This window comes from Arthrobacter sp. GMC3, from assembly GCF_002929305.1.
Taxonomy (GTDB): Bacteria; Actinomycetota; Actinomycetes; order Actinomycetales; family Micrococcaceae; genus Specibacter.
In genome coordinates, this window is record NZ_PJIO01000019.1 from 29783 (window position 1) to 41889 (window position 12107).

At 63.8% G+C, this 12107-nt stretch carries 10 protein-coding genes; 6 read left to right on the plus strand and 4 right to left on the minus strand.

What is annotated here, in order from left to right; translation table 11 throughout:
- The first annotated feature begins 2 nt into the window (after positions 1–2).
- The 5 genes from CXQ94_RS19595 (at position 3) to CXQ94_RS19615 (ending at position 7291) form a co-directional block, all read left to right on the plus strand.
- Positions 3–410, plus strand: a complete 408-nt coding sequence (locus CXQ94_RS19595; RefSeq protein ID WP_104092280.1) for a DUF202 domain-containing protein — start codon at positions 3–5, stop codon at positions 408–410.
- 61 nt (positions 411–471) lie between these two features.
- Complete coding sequence (locus CXQ94_RS19600) at positions 472–1404, plus strand: aquaporin (protein ID WP_104092281.1); 933 nt, start codon at positions 472–474, stop codon at positions 1402–1404.
- A 168-nt stretch (positions 1405–1572) separates the two neighbouring features.
- Complete coding sequence (locus tag CXQ94_RS19605) at positions 1573–2739, plus strand: exonuclease SbcCD subunit D (RefSeq protein WP_104092282.1); 1167 nt, start codon at positions 1573–1575, stop codon at positions 2737–2739.
- Positions 2736–5861, plus strand: a complete 3126-nt coding sequence (locus CXQ94_RS19610) for an AAA family ATPase (protein WP_104092283.1) — start codon at positions 2736–2738, stop codon at positions 5859–5861. Before CXQ94_RS19605 ends, CXQ94_RS19610 begins: the two co-directional genes overlap by 4 nt.
- A gap of 95 nt (positions 5862–5956) precedes the next feature.
- A complete protein-coding gene (locus CXQ94_RS19615; protein WP_104092284.1) occupies positions 5957–7291 on the plus strand; it encodes an MFS transporter in 1335 nt (444 codons plus the stop codon).
- A 32-nt stretch (positions 7292–7323) separates the two neighbouring features.
- On the opposite strand, the gene CXQ94_RS19620 is transcribed toward CXQ94_RS19615, so the two are convergent.
- The 4 genes from CXQ94_RS19620 to CXQ94_RS19635 form a co-directional block, all read right to left on the minus strand.
- Complete coding sequence (locus tag CXQ94_RS19620) at positions 7324–8025, minus strand: phosphoribosyltransferase (protein ID WP_104092285.1); 702 nt, start codon at positions 8023–8025, stop codon at positions 7324–7326.
- Between the two features lie 64 nt (positions 8026–8089).
- Entirely contained in the window at positions 8090–8773 is a 684-nt protein-coding gene (locus tag CXQ94_RS19625; RefSeq protein ID WP_104092286.1) for a fumarylacetoacetate hydrolase family protein, read from the minus strand.
- Between the two features lie 61 nt (positions 8774–8834).
- On the minus strand, positions 8835–9653 hold the full coding sequence (locus CXQ94_RS19630; protein ID WP_104092287.1) for an alpha/beta fold hydrolase: 819 nt from the start codon (positions 9651–9653) through the stop codon (positions 8835–8837).
- 96 nt (positions 9654–9749) lie between these two features.
- Positions 9750–11141 (minus strand): amino acid permease, encoded by a 1392-nt coding sequence (locus CXQ94_RS19635; RefSeq protein ID WP_104092288.1) that lies wholly within the window; start codon positions 11139–11141, stop codon positions 9750–9752.
- A 122-nt stretch (positions 11142–11263) separates the two neighbouring features.
- On the opposite strand from CXQ94_RS19635, the gene CXQ94_RS19640 reads away from it, so the two are divergent.
- On the plus strand, positions 11264–12016 hold the full coding sequence (locus CXQ94_RS19640; RefSeq protein ID WP_146070372.1) for a hypothetical protein: 753 nt from the start codon (positions 11264–11266) through the stop codon (positions 12014–12016).
- The last annotated feature ends 91 nt before the right edge of the window (positions 12017–12107 follow it).

Below are 12107 nucleotides of genomic sequence, written 5' to 3' on the forward strand. Positions count from 1 at the left end.
CGGTGGACACCCCGGCACTAACGCCGCGAGACCCCGGACTGCAACCCGAGCGCACCGCCCTTGCCTGGCGGCGCACCATCATGAGCGCCGTGGTGGCATCCATCCTTATCTGGCGTGGCTGGTGGAGCGCACTTGCCCACGAGAATTCCGGGACGATGGTTGATGGCTTGATAACTACAGGGCATTCGGCCCACGTGATCGGTCTGGGGATCTGCGCCATGGTTGCCTGCCTGACCACCGTCACCTTGGTGGTCTGTGCGGTGCTGCGAATCCGGCTGCTGCACGCCGGCGTCGCCGATCTTGAACGGGAGAGCGATATTGGTCCCTCGGCGCTTATGTTACGTACAGGATCGGCCGCTATAGTGGCTCTGGCTGTTGCCGCGATATGCGCCATTGCGTTGGGAATGTAGCGCAAATTGCGGCCAAGAATCGCGAACTTTTCTCATTTTCTACGCAAGGACTTTCTCCTCCATGAGTACATCCGGAACAACACCGGCCCCGGCGCAGGCCTACCCGCTCAGCAACCGCGTCGCCCTTGAAGGCTTGGGCAGCTTTTTCATCGTCTTTGCCGGCCTGGCAACGGCCTTGTTTAGCCCCGCAGGCTCGGCGGCGACCATCGGATTCGCTTACGGCCTGGCCCTGGTTGCGTGCTTGATCTCCTTCGGCCACGTCACCAACGGTTTCTTCAACCCGGCGTTTTCACTGGCCATGGCGGTGGCCGGGCGCATCAAATGGCTCGCCGCCGTGCTTTATATCGTGGCCCAGACCATCGGTGGACTGCTCGCGACGGCGGTCTTGGTGGCGTTGATGAAAGTCATGCCGGCAGGCGCGACCCCCGAGACCCCCAAGCTGTTCGCGGCGCTCGCCAACGGCTTTGATTCCCACTCCCCGTCACAGGTGCCCATGGTGGGTGTGCTGATCGTGGAGATCGTCCTCATGGCAGTTCTCGTGGCCGTGGTACTTGGTGCCAGCTCGGCACGAAACAAGTCAACGATGGGCCCCATCGGCATTGGCCTGGCATTCGCCGTGGCCGTCACCATCACCATGCCCCTGAGCAACGGTTCGCTGAACCCGGCCCGTGCCACCTCCGTGATTTTCCTGGCCGACTCTTGGGCACTCGGCCAGGTATGGCTGTTCTGGTTGGCGCCGCTCTTCGGCGCAGCCCTGGCCGCCGCCATCTACCGTTCGTTTGCACCGGCCCGTTCACTGGTAACCGTTGATGGCCCGGCCGAGGACATCGTGGCCACCGGGACCCAGGATATTGACAGTGACGCTGACACGGACGACGACGATGACAACGCCGCGTTGCCCAAGCCGGTCCCAGCTGTCCCCGAGCCCGTGACATCGGATCCGGCACCGAAGAAGAATGACGCGCAGGACTTCTTCGATTCCAAGGATAAATAACTCCCTGCGCTGAGCAAATCCGTACGCCGGGTAATTTGTGGTGAGGGTACGGCTGGGGCGGCTCTGAAACTTCAGGGCCGCCCCAGCCGTACCCTCACCATTGTTGTCTCGGGCCGCCATCACCGGATTGAGCGAGGGAATGTCGGTGGCGTCGGATAGTTTTGAACCATGAAGTTACTGCATACCTCCGACTGGCATTTGGGCAGGTCGTTTCACGGCGTGGGCACGCTGGAAGCCCAGCGCCGCTTCGCCGACCAGCTGCTGGCGACCGTGGAAACCGAAGGCGTCGACGTGGTCCTGCTGGCGGGGGATGTTTATGACAGGGCCATGCCTAACGTGGATGTGGTCAACCTCTTTGACGAGATCCTCTCCCGGCTCAACAAGGCCGGGGTGCCGATCATGATCACCAGCGGCAACCACGATTCCGCCACCCGGCTAGGCTTTGGCGGGCGCATCATGGAACGTGGCGGTGTCCACCTGCGCACCCGCGTGGCCGATCTCGCCACGCCCCTACTCCTGCCCCTCACAGCCGGTGGGGACGGAGCCCAGCTGGCCATCTACGGTATTCCGTACCTGGAACCACGGCTGGTGGCCGATGAACTGGGTGCGCAGGCGCCCACACACTTTGCCGTCACGGAGGCCGCCCTGAACAAGATTACGGCGGACCTGGGGACACGTGCACCAGGGAGCGCCGCCGTCGTGCTGGCCCACACCTTTGCCAGCGGCGGGATCACCTCAGCCAGTGAGCGTGACTTGTCGATTGGCGGGGTGGGGGCGGTGCCTCTTGACCTGTTTGAGGACTTCACCTACACCGCACTGGGGCATCTGCACGGACGCCAGCAGCTCAGCGAAACAGTGCGGTACTCGGGGTCTCCGCTGCCGTATTCTTTCTCCGAAGCCGCCCACACCAAGGGGGCCTGGCTGGTGGAAATCACAGTTGACGGGCTCGGGGAGGTTAGCAAAATAGACTGGCCCGTGGAGCGGGGGCTGTCCCTGCTGCGCGGAAAACTCGAACAATTGCTCCAGGATCCGCACTGGACGCAGGCAGAGTCGCACTTTTGCCAGATTACGCTGACCGATGACGACCGTCCGGCCAATGCGATGGAACGGTTGCGCACCCGCTTCCCCCACACCCTGGTGCTCATGTTCGAACCCGATAATGCACGCAACCAAGGAAAAAAATCCTACAGCGAACGGGTCTCAAGCGCCGTCGATGAGCTCGATTTGTGCTGCGGTTTCCTTGACCATGTCAGGCACCGGGCCGCCGCCGACGACGAACAAGTGGTCCTGCGCGAGGCCCTGGCCGCCGTGCACGCCCAGAAGGCGGCACTGTGAGAATTCACCGTTTGGATATTCAGGCCTTCGGACCCTTTGCCGGTCAGGAAACGATCGACTTTGACGCCCTGGGGGCGCAGGGACTGTTCCTGCTCAACGGGCCTACGGGAGCTGGCAAGACCAGCGTGCTCGACGCCGTTGCCTACGCGCTGTACGGGCAGGTGCCCGGAGCCCGCAAGTCGTCACTGAAACGACTGCGCAGCGACCATGCCGCTGACGGGATTGGGCCGGAGGTGGTGTGTGAATTTAGCGCCGGGGGCAGGCGGCTTGAGGTACGGCGCAGCCCCGAGTGGATGCGTCCGGCTAAACGCGGCACCGGCACCACCAAAGAACAGGCCAGCACTCAGTTGCGCGAAAGAACCGACGGCGTCTGGATTGCCCTCTCGCAGCGCAACGATGAGGCGGCCAGCGAAATCCAGCGGCTGCTGGGCATGTCCATGGAACAGTTCACCAAAGTGATCCTGCTAGCGCAGGGCGAATTCGCGGCCTTCCTGCGGGCCAGCGCCAAAGACCGTGAAGATCTGCTGGAAAAGCTGTTTGGCACCGAGATCTACCAGGATATGGAACTCCGCCTTGGCACAGAGGCCAAGGAAGCAGCTGCGCTGGTGGCCGATGGCACGGCTCAGCTGGCCGCGCACGAACAGCTCGCCCGCAGCCAGAGCATCGCGGTATTGGACGGGGCAGGCCTAGTGGCTGGCGAGGACCCTGTTCCCGAGGTAGATGCTGAGCCTGACGCCATCACGGCGGATTCTACGCAGAAACCGGGCTTGCATTCCTCCGGTGGTGAACTCTTTGCCTGGCTGGTTGAATCGCTGGCGTTGGCCGTGCAACAGGCCGCCGACCAGTCGGCGCACACCGAACACCAGAGCGCTCAAGGGGCCGAGGCGGTGGCGGCCGCAGAACAACGCGCCAACAGGCATGCCACCAGGGATGCCGCCCTGGCGGAACAAAAGCGCCTCACACTGTTGGCGTCGGAGGCCACCCAATGGCAGGATACCCTGCAGCGGCACCACGGTGCACAGGTACTGGCCGCCGTGGTTGATGCTGCGGAGAAAACCGCTGCCGAGCATTCGGGTGCCGAGCTCGACGCCACACAATCGCAGTTGAGCTTCGCCGGTAATGCGCTGGCCATGCAGATGGCGCACCAGCAGGCCGGCACCGAGCTGCCGAATCTGGATCTACCAGAGCTGGATCTACCCTGGCTGGAGAAAGTGGCGAAGGAACTGGCAGCCCAAGGTGCCGCCGTATCCGCCGCCATGCCAGCTGAGCAGCGCGTGGCAGCGGCCAGAAAGCAGCAGCTGGCTGATGGGGAAGCGCTCACCGCGGCCACGGCTGAGGCGGTCACACAGCAGCTAGCGCAATCATCGGGCCAGGAACGGCTGCTCATGGCCAAGTCTGAGGCAGCCGGGCTGCGCGAGAATGCCATGTCCCTCCAGCAATCGCAGCAGCGGCACACCGCAGCCACGGAACTGGTGGTCAGCATTACGGCCTACAGGGCTCAAAAAGCCGCCACTGAGGAGCTGGAGAAGACGGATCTGAAAGACCAAAAACTTGCGGTTCAAGCCAGGGGTATCTGGCTAGACTCGGTCGAACGCCGGCTCTCACTGGCCGCCGGCGAGCTGGCCGCCACCCTGATCGATGGGGAGCCATGCCAGGTGTGCGGTAGCACCGTGCACCCGGCGCCGTCGGAACAGGCCGGGCCCGGAACTGACGCAGTCCAAGTCGAAAAGAAGGCCAAAACAGCCAGGGAGGCCGCCGAAAAGCATGCCGCGATCACTCGGGGTAAGCTGGCGCAAGCCCAGCAAAGGCTCGCGGTCCTGGCCGAACGCGGGGGCGACGGTGATCTGACCCAGGCGCAGTCCGCCGTGGTACTGGCCAAGGACGAAATGGAATCAGCCGCAGCCACTGCGGCGCGCCTGGCGGCCCTGGCTGCCGACGTCGACGCCGCCGAAGCCGCCGTAGCAGCAGCCCAAACCGCGTTGCTGGCAGCCTCCGAACGCGTTGCCTCCCTGACCGCGGGAAGGGCCGGGCTGGCCAAGGAAATTGAGGGTTTGGAAGTAGGACTGGCCGTGGCCCTCAACGGCTTTGCCTCTCTGACTGACAGGGAGGCTGCGATCGAATCCGCCCACCAGGTAACGGGTGCCCTGACCGCGGCCCTGCGCCGGAAAGAGAGCACGGCCTTGGCCAGCGTGGCGGCCGCCCAGGCACTTCTGGAGGCGTTGGAGCCGAGCAGCTTTGAGAACGCCGGGCAGGTTCGTGCCGCGTTGGCGCCCCCATCGCAGGTCGTTGCGCTGCAACGTCAGGTGGCCGCATTTGAGCGGGCGGGGACATTGAACGCAGCCCAGTTGGAACGGGCCGAGGTTGCCGCGGCGGAGTTAGAGGCCATGAACGGGCTCGGCGCGCCCGAGGATGCGGAGCTTGCACAATTGCACGAGAACTCGCTGCAGTTTGGCGCCGAAGCGGCGGCGGCAGCAGTAGAGCTGGGACTGGCCAGGAAGGCGGCGGTGCAAGTGGATGACACCCGTGCCGCGTTCGTGCTGTGCGAAGGGCAGGTGGCGCCACTGCGTGAGCGGGCCACCCTGCTGGCGGGCCTGGCCGACGCCGTCCGAGGCGGGGGCGAGAACCAGCTGAAGATGACGCTGACCAGCTACGTGCTCGCCGCCAGACTGGAACAGGTGGCAAGCGCAGCCTCCTCGCGGCTGTCCACCATGAGCGGGGGGCGGTACACGCTCACCCACACCGACGCGAAGGCCGGAGGCAACAAGAAGTCCGGACTTGGTCTGGACGTGGTGGATGAGTGGACCCAGCGCAGCCGCGACACCGCAACCCTGTCCGGGGGCGAGTCGTTCATGGCGTCGCTGGCGTTGGCGTTGGGTTTGGCGGATGTGGTGCAGCAGGAATCCGGTGGACTGGACATTGAGACGCTGTTCGTTGATGAGGGTTTTGGCAGCCTCGATGAGGAATCGCTGGACCAGGTCATGGACGCGTTGGAGGGCTTGCGCGACGGCGGTCGGGTGGTAGGGCTGGTCAGCCATGTGGCCGAGATGAAGACCCGCATCCCCGTCCACCTCCAAGTGAGCAAGGGACGCAACGGTTCAACGCTGTCCATCGGCGAACTCTGAGCGTTCCTCAGACGGGCGGTAGACTAAAAGGGTATTTGGGTTCGGTGTACCGGGTGGGGGGACGGTACACACTATTTCTTGCTGACCGGATACTGATGACTTCCCCGAAATTCCCCGTTCCCGACTCCCCGGCCGACACCGCGACTGCCGATGCCGCCGCAGTGGTGGCGGGTGCGCCGGCCGCCAAAAAAGTTGGCCGCTACACCATGCTGCCGCGCATTGCCGGCAGATCGTACATTCCCTTGGGCCTTTTTGCCCGCGTCCCCCTGGCGATGCTTACCATCGGTGTGCTGACACTTGTCACTGCCGTGAGCCAGTCCTATGCCATCGGCGGATTCGCGGCCGGCGCAGTGGGTGTGGGCGCCGCCATTGGTGCGCCCCTCATCGGCTACCTGGCCGACCGGCTGGGCCAAAAGCGCGTGCTCGTGGTTGCTGCCGTGCTCAATGCCGTGGCAGTGGTCGCCGTCGTCGTCCTTGTTTACGCTACGGCCGAATTCACCACCGCCGCCACCGCAGCAGTGCTCGGCACAACGTTCCTGGCAGGTGCCTCCTCACCCCAGGTGGGTCCGCTGTCACGGGTCCGGTGGATGGCGCTGATCAAGAAGATGCCCAAGGACCAGCAGGGCCCGTTGGTGGACACGGCTTTGTCGCTGGAAGGCACCGCCGACGAGATCACGTTCGTCCTGGGCCCCGCCCTGGTTGGTCTGCTGGCATCGTTGGTGGCGCCGTGGCTGCCCCTGGTCCTGGCCGCAACGATGACCCTGGCCCTGGTGACAATGTTCGCCTTCCACCCCACCCAACACGCCGTCACCGGGCGTCGTTCGGGCGTGGGCGGAAACGCAGGATACCTGCCCTCCGAATCGGTCAACTGGTTCAAGGTGGCCGTCCCGGTAGCCGGCATGGTGTGCATGGGATCTTTCTTCGGCTCCTCCCAAACCGCCTTGACCGCCTTTACCGGCGTGTTTGGTTCAGTGGACCAAGCTGGCCTGATGTACGCCGTGATGGGCGCCAGCTCGGCGGTCACCGCATTGTCGGTGGCGTATTGGCCGGTAAGTTTCAAGCACGCCTGGCGGTGGACGCTGACAGCCGGGCTGATGGCAGCTGGCGCGGTAATGTTCCTGCTCCCCAACTCCTTGGGCACCATGATCATTGTGCTGCTGCTGGTGGGTCTTCCCGTGGGCCCCACCATGGTTGCCATCTTCAGCGTGGGATCGGTCATTGCCCCGCCGCAGTGGATGGGCACGGTCATGACGGCCTTGGCCAGCGGTATTGTGGCCGGCACCGCGCTGGGTTCCTCCATTGCCGGGTCCCTGGCACAGTCCACCGGGTATCACGCGGCGTTCATTGTGCCGATCGTGGCGGCCGGGGCACTCTTCCTGCTGGGACTGGCGAGCGCCATGGTCCTGCGCCGTCCGGCGACAATCCAGTAGCAGCCACGGCGCGGATGCCAGTTCCGCACTGGTTAACGGCCCCCGGCGCCGATACAGGCTAGTACCTGTTCGTCACTGACTTGATCAAACCGCAGGTAGGCCTCGCTGACTGCATGCATGGCTGGCCACGGCTGCAGACATGTCATCTCGTCAGCCAGCGCCGCAAGTTCCCTGCACGTTCCTGCCGGGGCCGCTGGCACGCAGACGTGCACGACGCCGGCACTCACCTCTCGCATGAGGCTGATGGCTGCGCGCATGGTGGCGCCGGTGGCGAGTCCGTCGTCGACCAGAAGAATGGTGCGCCCTGCTACCGATGGTTGTCTTTCGTGCCCGAAAAGTACCTGCTGTCTGGCCAGTTCACGACGCTCCGCTGCCTCCACGGCATCCAGTTCGGCAATCGTGTAGCCGTCGCGGCGCAGGTGATCCAGAACAAACGGCAGGTGGGTGAGATGGGTGAAGCCGCCGTACGTGGCCACTGCGCCAAAAGCCACCTCGGGGGATCCGGGCACGCCCAACTTCCTGGCAACCAGTACGCCCAGCGGCAATCCAAGTGAGGCTGCCAGTTCGGCTGCGATCGGCACGCCGCCGCGGGTGAGCCCCAGCACGAGAGGAGGGTTCGCACCGTTAGCTTGACTCTGTGCGCGCAGGTGGTGAAGTTTGAGAGCAAGGCGCGTGCCGGCGTCGTGCCTGTCACCGAAAGGAAGCCACGGTCTGGGCTCGGTGGAATGTCCCATGAGACCAGTATGATCCGCTGCCCCAGCTGCCGCCACCATGGGCCTACGTCAGGAGATGACGTCCCTAGAAGGTAGCTGGCGGCACGGTCCCAGAGGTGACGGTGGTCTGTAACCGTCCGGTACTTTCGCCCGAGGTCGGGTCAACCACGGAGACCTCAATAACGTCTCCGGGGACAACCAGAGAAGTCCCTGAGGGTGTCCCCGTCAGGATTATGTCACCGGGCAGCAAGGTCATCAGCTGCGACAACTCGGCGAGAATTCGGGCGAACGGGAACAGGAGCCCGGCGGTGCTGTCATCTTGCACCAGCGTTCCGTTGACCCAGGTGCGCAGTTCAAGCTGTTCGGGGTCCACACGATTGGCGTCCAGCAGGAAATGCCCCAGTGGGGTGAAGCCGTCACCGCCGTTGGCGCGCAGATTTGAGCCCTTGTCGGCTTCGCTCAGCTCGCCGAGACTGAGGTTATTCGCTGCCGTGACATAGGCAACGTGCCGCCAGGCCTCGGCCGGGCTGACACGCCGGGCCTCAGTGCCGATGACCAGCGCCACTTCACCACCCAGCCGCAGTTGCTCATAGCCAGCTGGCCGTTCCAGCATGCCGCCACTGAGACTCAAGGAGGACGGTGGCTTCAAAAAGTACGAGGGATTCTCCGGATCCACGCCGCCACGCTTTTCGGCACGGCTGCGGTAGTTCTCATGGACGGCGATCACTTTTCCTGCGCCGGACAGGGTTTCCTGGGTAACCGTTAACACGCCATCTCCTGGGTGGAACTTGTGATTCCAGTGTGTGACGGGCGTGCCAAGGCGTCAAGAGTCAGGCCAGGAAAGCGATGGCCACATCCTTGAAGTCCCTGCTGGTCACGGCGTTATTGTGAGTGCGCCCCGGGATGATGTGCTGATCGGCCTTGCCGCTGAGTTCGGCCAGCACCGACATGCTCTTGGCCCGTTCGTCCAGCTCGCCGGCCACGAGCAGGATCGGCATCCGGGGCACGGCGTCAGTGGGGTCGAACGGTTCCATTTTTATGGCCTGGATCAAGGACATGAGGGCGAAGATGTCGTTCGAGGGGATCAGCTGAGCCATATCCAAAAGCCAGGCGGTGGAGGCATCAGCAATGGGGGTGCCGTCGTTGAGGAAGTTCTGTGCAGCGTCCAGATCGAAATCCGCTAGCGGATCTTGCGGGTTGGGGCCGCCAAGCACCATTTTGCGCACCAGTTCGGGCTGGGTGGCGCCAAATTCCCAGGCAAGTCGGGACCCCAGCGAATACCCCACCAGGTCCACCCCTGAGGTGGGATCGTCCGCGCGCAGCGGGCGCACACCCTGGTCGGTGAGAATCTGCAAGAGATCGGCCCTGATTTTTCCGGGCGTGTACGAGTCAAGGTCGTAGGGGGAGGTGCTCTTTCCGTGGCCGGGAAGATCCACCGAGACCACGCGGCGCCCGGCACGGTTAAGTGCCGTGACCCAGCCACTTTTCACCCAGTTCAACTCAATGGAGGAGGCGAATCCATGGATGAGGAACACCGGCGGGAGTACGGCAGAGGTTTCCGGGTTAAAGACGGCGACGTTCAGGCCGGCCATGGCGCCTTCGATCGTATGGGTGGGAACAGGGGCGGCGTGCTTGCCGTGCACAGACATGAGGAAACCTTTCCCGCGGTGGCGCGTGCCGCCGTCGTACGTCAACAGTAGCGAAAAGCTGCGACGAACGCAGAACAAAAGTTCGCTACACACCAGTTAGCGAATGGTGAGCTTGCCCTGGCGCCATTGCGCTACCCAGCAGGCCACGGCGATGCCCGCCACGAGTGCAAAGGTGCCGAAAAGCTGTCCCCGGCTTTGCTCGCCAATGAATCCAACAATGAAGATGGCTGCCAGCAGCACCAGACCCAGGATTGTTAGGACGGGGAAGCCCTTCATCCGCAAGGGGAGGATGGTGCCCGTTCGGTCGGCACGGCGGCGCAGAATCAGCTGCGAGATGAGCGCCGAACCCCACACCATCAGGCAGGTGGAGCCCACCAGGTTCAGCAGTGCGTCGAGGACTTTTCCGGGGAAGAGGAGTTCTAAGATGGCTGCGGCGAAACCAAAGGCGACCGAGACGGCGACGGCCACCAGTGGCACTTGGGCGGCGGTAGTGCGGGAGAAAATGCCCGGTGCCTCGCCCCGCTCCGCCAGGGAAAAGATCATCCGGGAGGCTCCGTACAGGTTGGCGTTCAGGGCGGAGAGCAGCGCGGCCACGGCTACCAGGGTGATGGCGGTTCCCGCCCATGCGGCCCCGCCGGCGTTGAGGACCCCGGCGAAGGGCGATGCCAGTGCGGGGGAGTCCCAGGGCAGCACGGCGACGATCACAAAGATGGAGCCAATGTAGAACACCAGGATCCGCCACACCACCGTACGGACGGCAACGGCCACGCTGCGTGCAGGTTCGGCGGTCTCTGCGGCGGCCACCGCAACGATCTCGGTGCCGCCGAAGGCGAAGACCACTACGAACAGTGCCGTGGCAATGCCGCCCAGACCTTGCGGGGCGAAGCCACCGTTGTTGGTGAAGTTCCCCAGCCCCGGGGACGTTGTACCGGGGATCCACCCCAGCAGCAAGGCTGCGCCAAACGCCAAAAACAGCACGATTGCCCCGACTTTGAGCAGGGCAAACCAAAATTCAAACTCGCCGTAGTTCTTCACGCTGGTCAGATTCACGGCCGTGAAGACGGCCATGAAAATCAAGGTCAGCGCCCACACGGGCAGCACCGGCCAGACGGTCACCAGCAGCGCGGCGGCTCCGAGCGCCTCCGCCGCGATCACAATGACCAATTGCAGCCACCACAGCCAGCCCACCGTGGAGCCGGCCACCGCGCCCATCGCCTTTTGGGCGTAGACGGAGAAGGCTCCAGAGTTGGGGTTGGCGGCCGCCATCTCGCCCAGTGCCCACATGACCAAGATGATCAGTGTGCCTGCCACCAGATAGGAGATCAGTACGGCAGGACCGGCCTCCATGATCCCCTTACCGGAGCCCAGGAACAGGCCGGCACCGATGGCGCTGCCCAGCCCCATCATGGTCAGTTGGCGTTGCTTTAGTGAATGACCCAAGCCCGTGGCGGGTCGGGAAACGGTGGCAGCCTCTGGCTGGGTATTCATGGTGGGGGTGTTGCCTTACTTTTGCTGCGGCCCGGGGCGAAGTGGTGTGTGCTCCCCACAGAAATTATCCCCCATGGGCCCATTACCCCCAAGTAGGGCGGGTATCGGGGTTCGATGCGTGAATGCCCGCAGGTATTGCCCTCGGCACTGACAGGCGGCAGGGTTGGGTCATGGAGTTCGATTACAGCGTGCGTCCGGAGGATCTTCCCGCGCCGCCCACCCCCGACGAAGTTGCCGCCGCCTTTGCCGTGCCGTTGCTGACATTTTCGCCCCAACCCGCAGTGGAAGAAGGTTACGTCTCCCGTTCCGGGGAGTACAGCAACGCTGGCCCAGACCTTGATGTAGCCACCCTTTCCTATACGCTCTGGCGGAACCCGTTGAACCATTCCGACCCCGTCAATCTGGTGGAGCTTTCGGAGGAAATGCGGGTGGCACTGGCGGTTGAGCCGGTACGGCCCCTGCCTCCGTGGGTGATGCAGATCAGGGACCGAATGAAGTACCCGCAGCTGTGGGATGCCGTGCGCACAACCCACCTGCCGCGCCCCTCCACGTTTCACACTGCCCCGGCCGCGCTGGTGGAGCACGTGAACTACATCGTGATGAACATGTTCCGTGAGGAACGCATGCGCGGAGAGTTTCCCGGCGAACTCTTTGATCCGGCCTTTGAACGTCATATTGAGCACGGGGTACCCGTCATGCTCGACGGCGTGCCCGTGCCAGGCATGCGCCTGGACACCGACCCGCATGTGTTGGGGCTGGCGGTTGACCTGGGAGACACGTTTCTCACGGCGGCCGTACCCCGGATGTGGCTGCCGTTGCTCCGCCTGGAATTCGTGACGCGCACGCCGACCGCCTCTGAGATCCCGGAGCAGTAATCGCGAGGCTTCTATGAGGCGTTAATTTGTTTCCGTGCTGTGACCGTCGTAAACTCAGTTGTAGTCATATTGACCTTAACTAAGTGGGAAG